We start from the raw sequence: 17,074 nt of genomic DNA, 5'->3' as shown, positions 1-17,074 counted from the left end.
CCCGATCGATGAGCGGCCTCTAGTTTAAGCGGATCGCGAAACGGCCGAAAGCGGTGGCGGACGTCACGGGCGGGCAGTCCGTACATAGGCCATGAAAGCACTCGACTCAACGTTCGTCGTAACTGACGACGACCTTGTCGCTAACCGGATGACACTGACACGTCAGCACGAACCCGTCGCGGACCTCGTGTTCTTCGAGCGTGTAGTTCTTTTCCATCTTCACTTCGCCCTCGAGCACCTTCGCGCGACAGGTGCAGCACACGCCGCCCTTGCACGCATACGGCAGCGCGAGACCGGCGCGCAGCCCGACGTCGAGCACGCTCGTGCCCTGATACGGCAGGCGCAGCTTGCGGCGCTTGCCGTCGAGCACGATTTCGAGCTCGGCCGCGGGGGTGTCCGCGGTGATCTCGACGGGCGGCACGCCCGCCTGCGGCAGCGGCGTGCCGAAGCGCTCGACGTGCACCTTCGCGGGCGGCACGCCGGCTGCCTTGAGCGCGGCCTCGGCCGCATCCATCATCGGCGCGGGGCCGCAGATGAACGCTTCGTCGATCGCGTCGGCCGGCAGCAGCTGCTCGATGAACGCCGCGCATTTTTCCTGGTCGAGCACGCCGTTAAACAGCTCGACGTCCTGCAGGTCGTCCGACAGCACGTGATACAGCACGAAGCGGTTCATGAAGCGGTTCTTCAGATCCTCGAGCTCCTCGGCGAACATGATCTGGTCGACGCTGCGGTTGCCGTAGACGAGCGTGAAGGTGCTGCGCGGCTCGACTTCGAGCGTCGTCTTGATGATCGCGAGCACCGGCGTGATGCCCGAGCCGCCCGAGAACGCGAGGTACTGCTGCCCCTGTTCCGCGTTCAGGTGCGTGAAGAAACGGCCGTCCGGCGTCATCACGTCGATCGTGTGGCCCGGCTGCAGCGTGTCGAACGCGAAGTTCGAGAAACGCCCGCCGCGCACGCGCTTGATGCCGATGCGCAACTCGCCGTCGCGATCGTAGTCGGTGACGCCCACGCAGATCGAATACGAACGGCGCGTTTCCTCACCGTCGATATGCGTCTTCAGCGTGACGAACTGCCCCTGCGTGAAGCGATAGTGGTCGCGCAGTTCGGGCGGGACTTCGAAGGCGACCGAGACCGCATCGGCGGTTTCGGGGCGCACTTCGCGGATACGCAGCGGATGGAATTGCGGGGTGGCCATATCAGTACGGTTTGAAGTAGTCGAAGGGTTCGCGGCAGTCGAGGCAGCGATACAGGGCCTTGCAGGCGGTCGAGCCGAATTGCGCGAGCCGCTCGGTGTGCGCCGAGCCGCAGCGTGGGCAGCCTGGGGCCGGCAGCGCGCGCGGCACGAAGCGCAGCACTTTCTCCTGCGGCGCTGACGTCGCGGCTGAACCGCAGTTGCCCGTCGGCGGCGCGATGCCGTAGACGCGCAGTTTTTCGCGGGCTTCGGCCGTGATCCAGTCGGTGGTCCACGCCGGCGCGAGCACGGTGGCGACGCGGTATGGCGTGAGCTGCGCGGCCTCGAGCGCACGGCCGATGTCTTCGGCAATCTGCGACATCGCCGGGCAGCCCGAGTAGGTCGGCGTGATCACGACTTCGAGCGCGCCGTCCGCGGCGCGTCGCACGTCGCGCAGGATGCCGAGCTCGCGGATCGACACCACCGGGATCTCCGGGTCGGGTACCGCTTCGAGCACGGTCCATGCGCGGGTGAGCGCGGCGTCGGTCGTGGCAGCGGCGGCGTTCGCGGGCTGCGGGGCGGTCGAGGTCGTCATCGCGTACTCACCAGCTGGCGCCCGGATGCTGGCGCGCGAGGCTCTGCATTTGGGCGAGCACGAAACCCATGTGCTCCGAATGCTCGCCGTGCTTGCCCGTGCTCACGTGCCGCAGCACCGCGGGCAGCGTCAGCGTGGCCTGGTCGAGCGTGGCGCGCACGTCGTCGAGCCACGCGGCTTCCAGCGCTGAGGTGCGCGGGCCGATGCCGGCCGCGGCGACCGCGTCTTCCACCGCGTCCGCGCTGAAGAACTCGTACGTGTACGGCATCAGATAGTCGAGCGCGGCCTGCGCGCGACGGTGCGATTCGTCGGTGCCGTCGCCGAAACGGATCAGCCACTCGCTCGCGTGATGCACGTGGTACTGCGTTTCCTTGATCGACTTCGCGGCGATCGCGGCGAGCTGTCCGTCGGTGGAGCCCGTCAGCGCACCCCACAGATGCATCATCAGCGTCGCGTACAGAAAGTTGCGCACGATCGTGACCGCGTAATCCTTCCCGGCCTGCGCGGTGCCGGCGAGCGGCCCGTAATGCGGCAGCTCGGCGAGCGTGTAGTTCGCGAATTCGCGCTCGGCGCGGAAGTACGCGTAGTCGTCTTCGCTGCGCTGACGGCCGGTCAGCGGCGCTTCGAGCGCGGCCGCGTGCGTGTACAGCAGGCGCGCCTGGCCGATCAGGTCGAGGCTCATGTTCGACAGCGCGATGTCCTCTTCGAGGATCGGGCCGTGGCCGCACCACTCGGTGTTGCGCTGACCGAGGATCAGCGCGGTATCCGCGAGGCGCAGCACGTACTGGAGATGTTCGGGCGTAATGGGCGTAGTGGACGTAGTGGTCATGGCCGCGCTTACATGTGGTTGACTTCGTCGGGGAGCGTGTAGAACGTCGGGTGGCGATAGATCTTGTCGCCCGCCGGTTCGAACAGCTCGGCCTTCTCGTGCGGCGCCGAGGCCGTGATCGCCGAGGACGGCACCACCCAGATGCTCACGCCTTCCTGGCGGCGCGTGTAGACGTCGCGGGCCATGCGCAGCGCCATCGGCGCGTCGGCGGCATGCAGACTGCCGCAGTGTTTATGGTCGAGTCCCTGCTTGCTGCGCACGAACACTTCCCAAATCGGCCATTCCTTGTTCATTGCTGATCTCCTGATTCCTTTGATGTGCGGTGCCACTCAGGCGGCGCGCTGTTGCGCGCGCTGGCGCTGCTTTTGCGCGTGGGCGAGCGCGGCTTCGCGTACCCAGGCGCCGTCTTCATGGGCCTTCACGCGGGTCGCGAGGCGCTCGCGGTTGCACGGGCCGTCGCCATTGACGACGCGCCAGAACTCTTCCCAGTCGATGTCGCCGTAGTCGTAGTGGCCGCGCGCCTCGTTCCATTTGAGGTCCACGTCGGGCAGCGTGACGCCGAGCACCTTCGCCTGCTCGACGGTCGCATCGACGAATTTCTGGCGCAGGTCGTCGTTGGTGATGCGCTTGATGCCCCATCTGGCCGACTGGTTGCTGTGGACCGAGTCCTTGTCGCTCGGGCCGAACATCATCAGCACCGGCCACCACCAGCGGTTCACCGCCTGCTGGACCAGCTCGCGCTGCGCCTCGGTGCCGGCCATCATCGCGAGCAGCGCGTCGAAGCCCTGGCGCTGATGGAACGACTCTTCCTTGCAGATGCGGATCATCGCGCGGGCGTACGGGCCGTACGTGCAGCGGCACAGCGGGATCTGGTTCATGATCGCCGCGCCGTCGACGAGCCAGCCGATCACGCCGACGTCGGCCCAGGTGGGTGTCGGGTAGTTGAAGATGCTCGAATACTTGGCCTTGCCCGCGTGCAGCGCGTCGATCAGCTGCTCGCGCGAGACACCGAGCGTTTCGGCGGCGCTATACAGATAGAGGCCGTGGCCGGCTTCGTCCTGCACCTTGGCGATCAGGATCGCCTTGCGCTTGAGGCTCGGCGCGCGCGTGATCCAGTTGCCCTCGGGCAGCATGCCGACGATCTCCGAGTGCGCATGCTGCGAGATCTGCCGCACCAGCGTTTTGCGGTACGCGTCGGGCATCCAGTCCTGCGGCTCGATCTTGCCGTCGGCGCTCATGACCGCGTCGAAGCGAGCCTGTTGTTCGGGCGAATTCGCGTCCGCGTCCAGCGGGGCAACGTTGCCGGGGATATCGAGGGATTGGGTGTACATGAGGGACGCTCTCTCTGGAGGAGTGGTCTGTGTCGGCGTAGTATAAACCAACCGACCGGTCGGTTAATAAATTTTTTGTGCAGAGACGTTGGGGCTGATAGCTCGTCGAGGGCGTCGAAGCATGCATGCTGGTTTGCCCGGTTTCGACGGGCCGGCGCTTCATGACCGGCCGTCACCCCGCGCCGACACTTACCGGTAAAATTGCGAATTGGCCGCGATTTGCGGCCCACTTGCATCTCCGGTACTCATGTTACGTCTAAGCGAAATCAAACTCCCGCTCGATCATCCCGAAAGCGCCCTCGAAGCCGCCATCCGTGCGCGCCTCACGGAACTCGGCGTGGCGCGGGACGGGCTCATCCGATACACCGTGTTTCGCCGCGCGCACGACGCGCGCAAGCGCGCCGACATCAAGCTCACCTACATCGTCGATGTCGAGGTCAAGGATGAAGGGGCCGCGCTGAAACGGCTCGCCGACGTGCCGCATTGCGCCGTGACGCCCGACATGAGCTACAAGTTCGTCGCCGAAGCGCCCGCCCAACTGAGCACGCCGCGTCCGGTCGTCATCGGCATGGGGCCGTGCGGACTGTTCGCGGGCCTGATCCTCGCGCAGATGGGCTTCCGGCCGATCATCCTCGAGCGCGGCAAGGCCGTACGTGAGCGCACCAAGGACACGTTTGGCCTGTGGCGCAAATCGGTGCTGAATCCCGAGTCGAACGTGCAGTTCGGCGAAGGTGGCGCGGGCACCTTTTCGGACGGCAAGCTCTACAGCCAGATCAAGGACCCGAAACACTACGGCCGCAAGGTGCTCGACGAATTCGTGCGGGCCGGTGCGCCGGAGGACATCCTGTACCTGAGCCGGCCGCATATCGGCACGTTTCGTCTCGTCAGCATGGTCGAGAAGATGCGCGCGAGCATCCACGAGTTGGGCGGCGAAGTGCGCTTCGAAACGCGTGTCGAGGACATCGACATCGACAACGGCCAGGTGCGCGGGCTGAAGCTGTCGACCGGCGAGACGCTGCGCTGCGACCACGTTGTGCTGGCGGTCGGCCATAGCGCACGCGATACCTTCCAGATGCTGTACGACCGCGGCGTTCACGTCGAGGCGAAGCCGTTTTCGCTCGGTTTTCGGATCGAGCATCCGCAAGGGATCATCGATCGGAGCCGTTTCGGGAAATTTGCCGGTCACAAACAGCTCGGCGCAGCCGACTACAAGGTGGTGCACCACTGCAGCAACGGGCGAGCGGTTTATAGCTTCTGCATGTGTCCCGGCGGCACCGTGGTGGCGGCCACGTCCGAGCTGGGGCGCGTCGTCACGAACGGCATGAGCCAGTACTCGCGCGCGGAGCGCAACGCGAACGCGGGCATCGTGGTCGGCATTACGCCAGACGACTACCCGGGCGGGCCGCTCGCCGGCATCGCGTTCCAGCGCAAGTGGGAGGAGCGGGCGTTCGAGCTCGGTGGCGGTAACTATATGGCTCCAGGGCAGTTGGTCGGCGACTTCATCGCGGGGCGGCCGTCCACTTCACTCGGCTCGGTCGTTCCGTCGTACAAGCCGGGCGTGCGGCCAACCGATCTCAGCACCGCGCTGCCCGACTACGCGATCGAAGCGATTCGCGAAGCGCTGCCACAGATGGAGAAGAAAATCGCAGGTTTCGCGATGCATGATGCGGTGCTGACCGGCGTTGAAACGCGAACTTCGTCGCCGGTACGCGTGCGTCGCGGCGACGACTACCAGAGTGTCAACGTCAACGGGCTGTATCCGGCGGGCGAGGGTGCGGGGTATGCGGGCGGGATCTACTCGGCGGCAATCGACGGAATCGAGGTCGCCGAAGCGGTCGCGCTGAAGATCATGAGTCAGCAAACGGCGTGAGACCGAGCCGGCACAGCCGCCGGGCGCCGGGGTAAGCGGACCTGCCTGCGATTGCCGGCGCTTGCCGCGTCGTTCGTGCACAATGCGCGTTTCGCCTCGAACCGATCTTCCGAATGACCATTCGCACCCTGGCTGCCGCATGCGGCGCGGCGCTGCTTGCCCAATTTGCCCCGTTTGTCGTTTCCTCGAGTGCGTTCGCTGCCGAAGCGTCCGAGCATTGGGTCGCCGTTTGGGCGACCGCGCTGCAACCGATTCCACAGCGGGCCGAGTTGCCACCGCTGTATCGCGCGCCGGAAGTCGCCGGGCGCACCGTTCGGCAAATCATGTATCCGACGTTGTCGGGGAGGGTGGCGCGAATTCATCTGAGCAATGCGTACGGCAAGACGCCTCTCGTCATCGACGAACTGCGCATCGCGCGCTCCGCCGGTGGCGCGGCAGCAGTCGAGGGCGCCGGCAGTCGGGTGACGTTTGGCGGTAAGGGCGCGGTCAGCGTTCCGCCTGGCGGCGAGGTGGACAGCGATGCGGTCGCGATCGATGTCGTCGAGGGCGCGCCATATGCGATCAGTGCGTTCGTGGGACCGGAGCAGCGGATCGTCGCATGGCACCGAGTGTCGAATCAGGTAAATTATGTGTCCGGGCCCGGCAATCACACCACCGACGCGTCCGCCACGGCGTTTCCCGGCCGCTTCACGCAATATGTGTGGGTCACGGGTTTGTCGGTGGAGGCGGCGGCACCGTCGCTTGCCGTGGCCGCGATCGGCGACTCGATCACCGACGGCATGCGCTCCACCCTCAACCAGAACCGTCGCTGGCCGGATGCGCTGGCTCGGCGGCTGGCGGCGAGCGGCGCGCAGTCGACCGCGATCGTGAATCTCGGCATCAGCGGCAACCGGCTCCTGAGCGACTCGCCTTGCTATGGCGACGCGCTTGCGAGCCGCTTCGAGCGCGACGTTTTGCGACGTCCAGGCGTCAAAGCGGCGATCCTGCTGATTGGCATCAACGACATCAACTTTGCGGCAATGCCGCCTCATGGCGGGCTCGACTGCGATTTTCCTCATACGTCGGTCACGGCTGCCGATCTGATCGCCGGTTACCAGCGAGTGATCGCGGCCGCGCGGCGCAACGGTGTCAAGATGTTCGGCGCGACGCTGACGCCGGCGTCGCTGCCACCGGAGCGGGAAAACATCCGACTCGCGGTTAATCAGTGGATCCGAACTAGTCGTGCTTTCGATGGCGTCGTCGACTTCGACGCGGCGTTGCGCGATCGGGCGCAGCCGGAGCGTCTGCAGCGCGCTTTCGATAGCGGCGACCACATCCATCCAAGCGACGCGGGCTACGCGGCTATGGCCGCTGCAGTTCCTGTCGAGGTCGTGGTGGATGCGACCCGGGAGTGAGCGGCAACTTTTTTTAAGCGAAAGCAAAAACGGGTATTGACGAGACGCGAAAGAGTCCCCATAATCTCGCTTCTCTGCTGCAGACGCAGCGACGCAAACGAAGCAGTGCCGGGTAGTGGTGGTTCAGGCGCGGCGGGTTTGGCGGACCGATCTTTAAAAACTAACAGTCGATAAGTGTGGGCGCTTGATGCGGAATGCGGCGGCGGATTCTCCGGAATCTGCTGTCAGGCAGAAGTATCAGAAGCCTCACACAGTATTAGAGGAAGGTTTGTCTGTCGAAAGACGGATCAATCATCGTCAGTACGTTGAGTGAGCGACCGGGTTCGAGAGAGCCCGAACACAGTAACAGGTTTGAACTGAAGAGTTTGATCCTGGCTCAGATTGAACGCTGGCGGCATGCCTTACACATGCAAGTCGAACGGCAGCACGGACTCCGGTCTGGTGGCGAGTGGCGAACGGGTGAGTAATACATCGGAACGTGTCCTGGAGTGGGGGATAGCCCGGCGAAAGCCGGATTAATACCGCATACGCTCGGGAGAGGAAAGCGGGGGATCTTTCGGGACCTCGCGCTCAAGGGGCGGCCGATGGCAGATTAGGTAGTTGGTGGGGTAAAGGCCTACCAAGCCGACGATCTGTAGCTGGTCTGAGAGGACGACCAGCCACACTGGGACTGAGACACGGCCCAGACTCCTACGGGAGGCAGCAGTGGGGAATTTTGGACAATGGGCGCAAGCCTGATCCAGCAATGCCGCGTGTGTGAAGAAGGCCTTCGGGTTGTAAAGCACTTTTGTCCGGAAAGAAAACCTCGTGGCTAATATCCGTGAGGGATGACGGTACCGGAAGAATAAGCACCGGCTAACTACGTGCCAGCAGCCGCGGTAATACGTAGGGTGCGAGCGTTAATCGGAATTACTGGGCGTAAAGCGTGCGCAGGCGGTGCTGTAAGACCGATGTGAAATCCCCGGGCTTAACCTGGGAACTGCATTGGTGACTGCAGCGCTGGAGTATGGCAGAGGGGGGTGGAATTCCACGTGTAGCAGTGAAATGCGTAGAGATGTGGAGGAACACCGATGGCGAAGGCAGCCCCCTGGGCCAATACTGACGCTCATGCACGAAAGCGTGGGGAGCAAACAGGATTAGATACCCTGGTAGTCCACGCCCTAAACGATGTCAACTGGTTGTCGGGCCTTCATTGGCTTGGTAACGTAGCTAACGCGTGAAGTTGACCGCCTGGGGAGTACGGTCGCAAGATTAAAACTCAAAGGAATTGACGGGGACCCGCACAAGCGGTGGATGATGTGGATTAATTCGATGCAACGCGAAAAACCTTACCTACCCTTGACATGTATGGAATCCTGCCGAGAGGCGGGAGTGCCCGAAAGGGAGCCATAACACAGGTGCTGCATGGCTGTCGTCAGCTCGTGTCGTGAGATGTTGGGTTAAGTCCCGCAACGAGCGCAACCCTTGTCCCTAGTTGCTACGCAAGAGCACTCCAGGGAGACTGCCGGTGACAAACCGGAGGAAGGTGGGGATGACGTCAAGTCCTCATGGCCCTTATGGGTAGGGCTTCACACGTCATACAATGGTCGGAACAGAGGGTTGCCAAGCCGCGAGGTGGAGCCAATCCCAGAAAACCGATCGTAGTCCGGATCGCACTCTGCAACTCGGGTGCGTGAAGCTGGAATCGCTAGTAATCGCGGATCAGCATGCCGCGGTGAATACGTTCCCGGGTCTTGTACACACCGCCCGTCACACCATGGGAGTGGGTTTTACCAGAAGTGGCTAGTCTAACCGCAAGGAGGACGGTCACCACGGTAGGATTCATGACTGGGGTGAAGTCGTAACAAGGTAGCCGTATCGGAAGGTGCGGCTGGATCACCTCCTTTCCAGAGCTGTGCATTCATTGCACTCAAGTGCTCACGCTTATCGGCTGTGGTTAGAAGAAACGCAGACAGGCTCAGGGGTCTGTAGCTCAGCCGGTTAGAGCACCGTCTTGATAAGGCGGGGGTCGATGGTTCGAATCCATCCAGACCCACCAGTGTCTTGTCTGGTGAGCTGAAGGGCTGGGGCCGCTGGAGTATCTGTGGGACTGGGGGATTAGCTCAGCTGGGAGAGCACCTGCTTTGCAAGCAGGGGGTCGTCGGTTCGATCCCGTCATCCTCCACCAATCCTCAATGCGCAGGGTTCTGCATGAAGGCAGAGCGTTGCGCATTGGCGATTGAGCCAGTCAGAGCGGTATGAGGCACAGGCTTCATACCGGCTGCCGTTCTTTAACAATCAGGAAGAAGTAGTAAAGAGATTCACGAAAGCATACCTGGAGATGGGTGTGTGAGTAGGTGAATCAGGGTTGTGATTGTATCGATGTATTTTAAAGGTGATCGAGAGATCGCTTTGGAATACGGCGCAACACGAATACTCAACCTGTAGCGAGTGCGTCTATCCCCTCCGGGGATGGGACCCACGTAAGCGCTAAAGCGCTAACGTGGGTCGACACAGAGACACACCCGTTATAGGGTCAAGCGAACAAGTGCATGTGGTGGATGCCTTGGCGATCACAGGCGATGAAGGACGCGGTAGCCTGCGAAAAGCTCCGGGGAGCTGGCAAACGAGCATTGATCCGGAGATGTCCGAATGGGGAAACCCACTCCTAATGGAGTATCCGTAGCTGAATCCATAGGCTGCGTGAGGCGAACGCGGTGAACTGAAACATCTAAGTAACCGCAGGAAAAGAAATCAACCGAGATTCCCAGAGTAGTGGCGAGCGAAATGGGATCAGCCGGTACACGTTATCTGTATTGTTAGTCGAACGCTCTGGAAAGTGCGGCCATAGCAGGTGATAGCCCTGTAGACGAAAACAGCATGGAAGAACTGGGTGTACGAGAAGTAGGGCGGGACACGTGAAATCCTGTCTGAAGATGGGGGGACCATCCTCCAAGGCTAAATACTCGTGATCGACCGATAGTGAACCAGTACCGTGAGGGAAAGGCGAAAAGAACCCCGGGAGGGGAGTGAAACAGATCCTGAAACCGCATGCATACAAACAGTCGGAGCCTCTGCGAAGGGGTGACGGCGTACCTTTTGTATAATGGGTCAGCGACTTACATTCAGTGGCGAGCTTAACCGATTAGGGCAGGCGTAGCGAAAGCGAGTCCGAACAGGGCGTCCAGTCGCTGGGTGTAGACCCGAAACCAGGTGATCTATCCATGGCCAGGTTGAAGGCACGGTAACACGTGCTGGAGGACCGAACCCACTAACGTTGAAAAGTTAGGGGATGAGCTGTGGATAGGGGTGAAAGGCTAAACAAACCTGGAAATAGCTGGTTCTCTCCGAAAACTATTTAGGTAGTGCCTCGTGTCTCACCTTCGGGGGTAGAGCACTGTCATGGTTGTGGGGTCCATTGCGGATTACTACGCCATAGCAAACTCCGAATACCGAAGAGTGCAATCACGGGAGACAGACATCGGGTGCTAACGTCCGGTGTCAAGAGGGAAACAACCCAGACCGCCAGCTAAGGTCCCCAAATATGGCTAAGTGGGAAACGAAGTGGGAAGGCTAAAACAGTCAGGAGGTTGGCTTAGAAGCAGCCACCCTTTAAAGAAAGCGTAATAGCTCACTGATCGAGTCGTCCTGCGCGGAAGATGTAACGGGGCTAAGCCATATACCGAAGCTGCGGATGCACAGTAATGTGCATGGTAGGAGAGCGTTCCGTAAGCCTGCGAAGGTGCACTGGAAAGTGTGCTGGAGGTATCGGAAGTGCGAATGCTGACATGAGTAGCGATAAAGGGGGTGAAAGGCCCCCTCGCCGTAAGCCCAAGGTTTCCTACGCAACGTTCATCGGCGTAGGGTGAGTCGGCCCCTAAGGCGAGGCAGAAATGCGTAGCTGATGGGAAGCAGATTAATATTTCTGCACCATTGTGAAATGCGATGGGGGGACGGATCGCGGAAGGTTGTCCGGGTGTTGGAAGTCCCGGTCCTTGCATTGGAGAAGGCGCTTTGGCAAATCCGGGCGCAGAATTCAAGGGTGCGAGGCGAGCCACTTCGGTGGCGAAGCAACTGGAAGGGGTTCCAGGAAAAGCCTCTAAGCTTCAGTTTCACAGTGACCGTACCGCAAACCGACACAGGTGGGCGAGATGAGTATTCTAAGGCGCTTGAGAGAACTCGGGAGAAGGAACTCGGCAAATTGGTACCGTAACTTCGGGATAAGGTACGCCCTCATAGCCTGACTGGCCTGCGCCAGAAGGGTGAAAGGGTTGCAATAAACTGGTGGCTGCGACTGTTTAATAAAAACACAGCACTCTGCAAACACGAAAGTGGACGTATAGGGTGTGACGCCTGCCCGGTGCCGGAAGATTAAATGATGGGGTGCAAGCTCCTGATTGAAGTCCCGGTAAACGGCGGCCGTAACTATAACGGTCCTAAGGTAGCGAAATTCCTTGTCGGGTAAGTTCCGACCTGCACGAATGGCGTAACGATGGCCACACTGTCTCCTCCCGAGACTCAGCGAAGTTGAAGTGTTTGTGATGATGCAATCTCCCCGCGGCTAGACGGAAAGACCCCATGAACCTTTACTGCAGCTTTGCATTGGACTTTGAACCGGTCTGTGTAGGATAGGTGGGAGGCTATGAAGTTGGGACGCCAGTCTCAATGGAGCCGTCCTTGAAATACCACCCTGATCTGTTTGAGGTTCTAACCTTGGCCCGTGATCCGGGTCGGGGACAGTGCATGGTAGGCAGTTTGACTGGGGCGGTCTCCTCCCAAAGTGTAACGGAGGAGTACGAAGGTACGCTAGGTACGGTCGGAAATCGTGCTGATAGTGCAATGGCATAAGCGTGCTTGACTGTGAGACTGACAAGTCGAACAGGTGCGAAAGCAGGTCATAGTGATCCGGTGGTTCTGTATGGAAGGGCCATCGCTCAACGGATAAAAGGTACTCTGGGGATAACAGGCTGATACCGCCCAAGAGTTCATATCGACGGCGGTGTTTGGCACCTCGATGTCGGCTCATCTCATCCTGGGGCTGTAGCCGGTCCCAAGGGTATGGCTGTTCGCCATTTAAAGAGGTACGTGAGCTGGGTTTAAAACGTCGTGAGACAGTTTGGTCCCTATCTGCCGTGGGCGCTGGATATTTGAAGGGGGCTGCTCCTAGTACGAGAGGACCGGAGTGGACGAACCTCTGGTGTACCGGTTGTCACGCCAGTGGCATCGCCGGGTAGCTATGTTCGGAAGAGATAACCGCTGAAAGCATCTAAGCGGGAAACTCGCCTTAAGATGAGATATCCCCGGGGCTTCGAGCCCCTTGAAGGGTCGTTCAAGACCAGGACGTTGATAGGTCAGGTGTGCACGTACAGTAATGTACTGAGCTAACTGATACTAATTGCCCGTAAGGCTTGATCCTATAACAGGTGTGTCTCGACCCGCGGTAGTGCTTCAGCACTTACGCGGGTCCGATCCCCGAAGGGGATTGGTGTGAACTCCCGCGGGAGCTCACAGAAACGCCCGGTTGGGATTCAGTGTTGTGCCAGAAACAACACAACCCTCCCACTCGAATCCTTTACGCTTCTTCCCGATTGGCTGTGGCGCAACCGGTTGACTCCAGCCCTGCGACGCAGCAACCCGTCATGCCTGATGACCATAGCGAGTCGGTCCCACCCCTTCCCATCCCGAACAGGACCGTGAAACGACTCCACGCCGATGATAGTGCGGATTGCCCGTGTGAAAGTAGGTAATCGTCAGGCTCCCCCCCAGTCAGAAACCCCACCCGCCGCGGTGGGGTTTTTGCGTTTACGGACGGCTAACAGTCAATCACTATATAAATGAGAGCGTTGGGATCGGAACGGTCAAGCAGCCCTTGACAAAGAGACATTGTTCCCCCATAATCGTCAGTTCTCTGCGGAGGGGTGCCCGAGTGGCTAAAGGGGGCAGACTGTAAATCTGTTGGCTTACGCCTACGTTGGTTCGAATCCAACCTCCTCCACCAGAATGCAAGATGTAGCAGTTGTTGGGAATCCATGATCCTGCGGGTGTAGCTCAATGGTAGAGCAGAAGCCTTCCAAGCTTACGACGAGGGTTCGATTCCCTTCACCCGCTCCAGCAACACAGAGGTAGCGCCCATGTGGCTCAGTGGTAGAGCACTCCCTTGGTAAGGGAGAGGTCGGCAGTTCGATCCTGCCCATGGGCACCAGAAGTAATCGGTGATTGTTTGCGCCCGGCGCAACGTACGGAAAATCCTCTTAGGAGTCGAAAATGGCCAAGGGTAAGTTTGAGCGGACCAAGCCGCACGTGAACGTGGGCACGATCGGTCACGTTGACCACGGCAAGACCACGCTGACGGCAGCGATCACGACGGTCCTGACGCAGAAGTTTGGCGGCGAAGCGAAGGCGTACGACCAGATCGACGCGGCGCCGGAAGAAAAGGCGCGTGGCATTACCATCAACACCGCGCACGTCGAGTACGAAACGGCTAACCGCCACTACGCACACGTCGACTGCCCGGGCCACGCAGACTACGTAAAGAACATGATCACGGGCGCGGCGCAGATGGACGGCGCAATCCTGGTGTGCTCGGCTGCCGACGGCCCGATGCCGCAAACGCGTGAGCACATCCTGCTGGCGCGTCAGGTTGGCGTTCCGTACATCATCGTGTTCCTGAACAAGTGCGACATGGTGGACGACGCCGAGCTGCTGGAACTCGTCGAGATGGAAGTTCGCGAACTTCTGTCGAAGTACGACTTCCCGGGCGATGAGACGCCGATCATCAAGGGTTCGGCCAAGCTGGCGCTGGAAGGCGACAAGGGCGAGCTGGGCGAGGTAGCGATCATGAACCTGGCCGATGCGCTGGACACGTACATCCCGACGCCGGAGCGCGCGGTTGACGGTGCGTTCCTGATGCCGGTGGAAGACGTGTTCTCGATCTCGGGTCGCGGCACGGTGGTGACGGGTCGCGTCGAGCGCGGCGTGATCAAGGTTGGCGAGGAAATCGAGATCGTCGGTATCCGCGCAACGGCCAAGACGACCTGCACGGGCGTGGAAATGTTCCGCAAGCTGCTCGACCAGGGTCAGGCAGGCGACAACGTTGGTATCCTGCTGCGCGGCACGAAGCGTGAAGACGTGGAGCGTGGTCAGGTTCTGGCCAAGCCGGGTTCGATCAACCCGCACACCCACTTCACGGCTGAAGTGTACGTGCTGAGCAAGGACGAAGGCGGCCGTCACACGCCGTTCTTCAACAACTACCGTCCGCAGTTCTACTTCCGTACGACGGACGTGACGGGCTCGATCGAGCTGCCGAAGGACAAGGAAATGGTGATGCCGGGCGACAACGTGTCGATCACGGTGAAACTGATCAACCCGATCGCGATGGAAGAAGGTCTGCGCTTCGCAATTCGCGAAGGTGGCCGTACGGTCGGCGCTGGTGTCGTCGCCAAGATCATCGAGTAACGCCAGAGAGTTCTCGATAATCGGTTGTATCGGGGTTGGCGGTGTCGTCAACCCCAAATGGTTTAGGGGTATAGCTCAACTGGCAGAGCGTCGGTCTCCAAAACCGAAGGTTGGGGGTTCGATTCCCTCTGCCCCTGCCAACTATCGCGCCGTAGTGGCGCTTGTTAAGGTGTTATGGCGAATCCTTCCGTCGAAACTGTAAATACATCCGGCGACAAGTTGATGTTGATCGCAGGTGTGTTGCTGGTCTTGGCCGGGTTCGTGGGGTTCTTCTGGCTTAATGGCCAGGAATGGTACATCCGCGGAGCCGCCTTGGCTGTTGGTGCGATCGCGGGTGTCGCAGTCGGTCTTCTCTCGGCGCCTGGCAAGGGTTTCATCGCTTTCGCCAATGACTCATACAAAGAGGTCCGCAAGGTAGTTTGGCCGAGTCGCAAAGAGGCGACCCAAACAACACTCGTGGTCTTCGGCTTCGTAGTCGTGATGGCTATCTTCCTCTGGGTTTGTGATAAATCCATTGAGTGGGCGATTTTCTCGGCGATTCTGGGTTGGAAATGATATGAGTGATACTCCGGCATCCCCGAGCGGCAAACGTTGGTACGTAGTGCACGCATATTCCGGTATGGAGAAGAGCGTGCAACGAGCGCTTCAGGAGCGCATCGAGCGGGCTGGTATGCAGGATCAGTTCGGCCAGATCCTCGTTCCAACGGAAGAGGTTGTTGAGGTAAAGGGCGGTCACAAATCAGTAACCGAACGTCGTTTCTTCCCGGGCTATGTTTTAGTCGAAATGGAAATGACAGACGAAACGTGGCATCTCGTGAAAAATACGGCGAAGGTGACCGGCTTCGTCGGCGGGGCGCGTAATCGGCCGAGCCCGATCTCCCCTAGGGAAGTTGAAAAGATCATGTCGCAGATGCAGGAGGGCGTGGAGAAGCCGCGTCCGAAGACCCTGTTTGAGGTAGGCGAGATGGTGCGCGTGAAAGAAGGCCCGTTCACAGATTTCAACGGCAGCGTCGAAGAAGTGAACTACGAAAAGTCGCGAGTCCGTGTTTCCGTTACAATCTTCGGCCGCGCAACGCCGGTCGAGTTGGAATTCGGCCAAGTCGAAAAGTTGTAGTCTAGATTTTATGGAACGCACCGCTAGGTGCGTTCCGTATTTCGCGCTTACGGTCCGCGTAATGGCCGTTGAGGAGCGTAACTAGCCAGTTTGTCGGCGAACACGCGCTACTACTCACTGAGCGTCCGCCCGTAAGGCGGCGTTCCACAAAGGTTCTCGAAATGGCAAAGAAAATTATCGGCTTTATCAAGCTGCAGATTCCTGCAGGTAAAGCCAATCCGTCGCCGCCGGTTGGTCCGGCGCTGGGTCAGCGCGGCCTGAACATCATGGAGTTCTGCAAGGCGTTCAACGCGCAGACTCAAGCGATGGAACCGGGTCTGCCGATTCCTGTCGTGATCACGGCATTCGCGGACAAGAGCTTCACGTTCGTTCTGAAGACGCCGCCGGCTACGGTTCTGATCAAGAAGGCAGCGAAGCTCGACAAGGGTTCGAGCAAGCCGCATACCGACAAGGTCGGCAAGATCACCCGCGCTCAAGCTGAAGATATCGCCAAGACCAAGATGCCCGATCTGACGGCTGCTGATCTGGACGCAGCGGTTCGTACGATCGCTGGTAGCGCCCGCTCGATGGGCATCACCGTGGAGGGCGTGTAAATGGCTAAGCTTTCGAAGCGTCTGCAAGCATTTGCAGCCAAAGTGGATCGTCAGAAGCTGTACCCGATCGAAGACGCTCTGTCGCTCGTGAAGGAATGCGCAAGCGCGAAGTTCGACGAGTCGATCGACGTCGCCGTGCAACTCGGCATTGACGCAAAGAAGTCGGATCAAGTGGTTCGCGGCTCGGTCGTGCTGCCCGCTGGTACCGGTAAGTCGGTCCGCGTCGCTGTGTTCGCGCAGGGCGAAAAGGCTGAGCAGGCTCGTGCCGCTGGTGCTGACGTCGTCGGTATGGAAGACCTGGCCGAACAGGTCAAGGCCGGGAACCTGAACTTCGACATCGTGATCGCTTCGCCGGACACGATGCGTATCGTCGGTACGCTCGGGCAGATTCTCGGCCCGCGTGGCCTGATGCCGAACCCGAAGGTTGGCACGGTCACGCCGGACGTCGCGACCGCGGTCAAGAACGCCAAGGCTGGTCAGGTGCAATTCCGTGTCGACAAGGCCGGCATTATCCACGCAACGATCGGCCGCGCTTCGTTTGAACCGGTAGCACTGCGCAACAACCTGAATGCGCTGATCGAAGCGCTGCAGAAGGCGAAGCCGGCAACGAGCAAGGGCGTGTATCTGCGCAAGGTCGCCCTATCGAGCACGATGGGTGTTGGTGTTCGTGTCGACCAGACGTCGATCGCTGCCCAGTAATGAATTTTCGCCGCTCCGGCGCGAGTTGGGGCGGCTTTTAAGGG

At 60.3% G+C, this 17,074-nt stretch carries 12 protein-coding genes, 6 tRNA genes and 3 rRNA genes; 16 read left to right on the top strand and 5 right to left on the bottom strand.

From position 1 onward, the window contains the following. Positions 1–106: 106 nt before the first annotated feature. Genes paaE through paaA form a run of 5 tightly spaced genes read right to left on the bottom strand, consistent with a single transcriptional unit; the run spans position 107 to position 3,926 of the window. Positions 107–1,195 (bottom strand): 1,2-phenylacetyl-CoA epoxidase subunit PaaE, encoded by a 1,089-nt coding sequence (gene paaE, locus OKW26_RS32770; protein WP_184034674.1) that lies wholly within the window; start codon positions 1,193–1,195, stop codon positions 107–109. Position 1,196: 1 nt separating this feature from the next. Further along, positions 1,197–1,766, bottom strand: coding sequence for a 1,2-phenylacetyl-CoA epoxidase subunit PaaD (gene paaD, locus OKW26_RS32765; RefSeq protein ID WP_090802184.1), 570 nt, complete (start codon positions 1,764–1,766; stop codon positions 1,197–1,199). A 7-nt stretch (positions 1,767–1,773) separates the two neighbouring features. Further along, the gene (gene paaC, locus OKW26_RS32760; protein ID WP_429356265.1) at positions 1,774–2,595 is read right to left on the bottom strand and encodes a 1,2-phenylacetyl-CoA epoxidase subunit PaaC; all 822 of its coding nucleotides are present in this window, start codon (positions 2,593–2,595) and stop codon (positions 1,774–1,776) included. A gap of 8 nt (positions 2,596–2,603) precedes the next feature. Continuing rightward, entirely contained in the window at positions 2,604–2,888 is a 285-nt protein-coding gene (gene paaB / locus OKW26_RS32755; protein ID WP_018418671.1) for a 1,2-phenylacetyl-CoA epoxidase subunit PaaB, read from the bottom strand. 36 nt (positions 2,889–2,924) lie between these two features. After that, complete coding sequence (gene paaA / locus OKW26_RS32750; protein WP_429356264.1) at positions 2,925–3,926, bottom strand: 1,2-phenylacetyl-CoA epoxidase subunit PaaA; 1,002 nt, start codon at positions 3,924–3,926, stop codon at positions 2,925–2,927. A gap of 247 nt (positions 3,927–4,173) precedes the next feature. Here paaA and OKW26_RS32745 point away from each other — a divergent pair, with 247 nt between their 5' ends. The 16 genes from OKW26_RS32745 (at position 4,174) to rplA (ending at position 17,030) form a co-directional block, all read left to right on the top strand. Further along, positions 4,174–5,796, top strand: coding sequence for an NAD(P)/FAD-dependent oxidoreductase (locus OKW26_RS32745; RefSeq protein WP_429356263.1), 1,623 nt, complete (start codon positions 4,174–4,176; stop codon positions 5,794–5,796). Positions 5,797–5,909: 113 nt separating this feature from the next. Next, entirely contained in the window at positions 5,910–7,190 is a 1,281-nt protein-coding gene (locus OKW26_RS32740) for an SGNH/GDSL hydrolase family protein (RefSeq protein ID WP_429356262.1), read from the top strand. Positions 7,191–7,543: 353 nt separating this feature from the next. Then, positions 7,544–9,076, top strand: a 16S ribosomal RNA gene (locus OKW26_RS32735). A 75-nt stretch (positions 9,077–9,151) separates the two neighbouring features. Continuing rightward, positions 9,152–9,228, top strand: a tRNA-Ile gene (locus tag OKW26_RS32730). 53 nt (positions 9,229–9,281) lie between these two features. Beyond that, a tRNA-Ala gene (locus OKW26_RS32725) sits at positions 9,282–9,357 on the top strand. Between the two features lie 346 nt (positions 9,358–9,703). Further along, positions 9,704–12,585 (top strand): 23S ribosomal RNA (locus OKW26_RS32720). 226 nt (positions 12,586–12,811) lie between these two features. Then, positions 12,812–12,925 (top strand): 5S ribosomal RNA (rrf, locus tag OKW26_RS32715). The 16S, 23S and 5S rRNA genes sit together here with 5 tRNA genes alongside, the layout of an rRNA operon. Positions 12,926–13,081: 156 nt before the next feature. Next, positions 13,082–13,167 (top strand) — tRNA-Tyr (locus OKW26_RS32710). A 39-nt stretch (positions 13,168–13,206) separates the two neighbouring features. Then, positions 13,207–13,280, top strand: a tRNA-Gly gene (locus OKW26_RS32705). 16 nt (positions 13,281–13,296) lie between these two features. Continuing rightward, positions 13,297–13,371 (top strand) — tRNA-Thr (locus OKW26_RS32700). Positions 13,372–13,433: 62 nt separating this feature from the next. Next, entirely contained in the window at positions 13,434–14,624 is a 1,191-nt protein-coding gene (tuf, locus tag OKW26_RS32695) for an elongation factor Tu (RefSeq protein ID WP_090802167.1), read from the top strand. 64 nt (positions 14,625–14,688) lie between these two features. Beyond that, positions 14,689–14,764: transfer RNA gene (locus OKW26_RS32690), tRNA-Trp, on the top strand. Between the two features lie 34 nt (positions 14,765–14,798). Then, complete coding sequence (secE, locus tag OKW26_RS32685) at positions 14,799–15,179, top strand: preprotein translocase subunit SecE (protein WP_184040841.1); 381 nt, start codon at positions 14,799–14,801, stop codon at positions 15,177–15,179. Between the two features lies 1 nt (position 15,180). Then, complete coding sequence (gene nusG / locus OKW26_RS32680; protein ID WP_075303275.1) at positions 15,181–15,738, top strand: transcription termination/antitermination protein NusG; 558 nt, start codon at positions 15,181–15,183, stop codon at positions 15,736–15,738. Between the two features lie 161 nt (positions 15,739–15,899). Beyond that, positions 15,900–16,331 carry a 50S ribosomal protein L11 gene (rplK, locus tag OKW26_RS32675; RefSeq protein WP_008922976.1) on the top strand — a complete coding sequence of 144 codons (432 nt, stop codon included), beginning with the start codon at positions 15,900–15,902 and terminating at the stop codon, positions 16,329–16,331. Further along, positions 16,332–17,030: a 50S ribosomal protein L1 gene (gene rplA / locus OKW26_RS32670; protein ID WP_184065453.1), complete on the top strand. Its 699-nt coding sequence runs from the start codon at positions 16,332–16,334 to the stop codon at positions 17,028–17,030. It begins immediately after the preceding gene. Positions 17,031–17,074 lie beyond the last annotated feature (44 nt).

This window comes from Paraburkholderia sp. 32, from assembly GCF_050435345.1.
Taxonomy (GTDB): Bacteria; Pseudomonadota; Gammaproteobacteria; order Burkholderiales; family Burkholderiaceae; genus Paraburkholderia; species Paraburkholderia tuberum.
This window is presented reverse-complemented; position numbering and strand designations above follow the sequence as displayed.

Bases quoted from the DNA above. Each gene is read 5' to 3' on its own strand.
- secE (WP_184040841.1), top strand. From the start codon at position 14,799: ATGGCGAATCCTTCCGTCGAAACTGTAAATACATCCGGCGACAAGTTG.
- paaD (WP_090802184.1), bottom strand. From the start codon at position 1,766: ATGACGACCTCGACCGCCCCGCAGCCCGCGAACGCCGCCGCTGCCACG.
- rplK (WP_008922976.1), top strand. From the start codon at position 15,900: ATGGCAAAGAAAATTATCGGCTTTATCAAGCTGCAGATTCCTGCAGGT.
- paaB (WP_018418671.1), bottom strand. From the start codon at position 2,888: ATGAACAAGGAATGGCCGATTTGGGAAGTGTTCGTGCGCAGCAAGCAG.
- rplA (WP_184065453.1), top strand. From the start codon at position 16,332: ATGGCTAAGCTTTCGAAGCGTCTGCAAGCATTTGCAGCCAAAGTGGAT.
- paaE (WP_184034674.1), bottom strand. From the start codon at position 1,195: ATGGCCACCCCGCAATTCCATCCGCTGCGTATCCGCGAAGTGCGCCCC.
- tuf (WP_090802167.1), top strand. From the start codon at position 13,434: ATGGCCAAGGGTAAGTTTGAGCGGACCAAGCCGCACGTGAACGTGGGC.
- OKW26_RS32745 (WP_429356263.1), top strand. From the start codon at position 4,174: ATGTTACGTCTAAGCGAAATCAAACTCCCGCTCGATCATCCCGAAAGC.
- paaC (WP_429356265.1), bottom strand. From the start codon at position 2,595: ATGACCACTACGTCCACTACGCCCATTACGCCCGAACATCTCCAGTAC.
- nusG (WP_075303275.1), top strand. From the start codon at position 15,181: ATGAGTGATACTCCGGCATCCCCGAGCGGCAAACGTTGGTACGTAGTG.
- OKW26_RS32740 (WP_429356262.1), top strand. From the start codon at position 5,910: ATGACCATTCGCACCCTGGCTGCCGCATGCGGCGCGGCGCTGCTTGCC.
- paaA (WP_429356264.1), bottom strand. From the start codon at position 3,926: ATGTACACCCAATCCCTCGATATCCCCGGCAACGTTGCCCCGCTGGAC.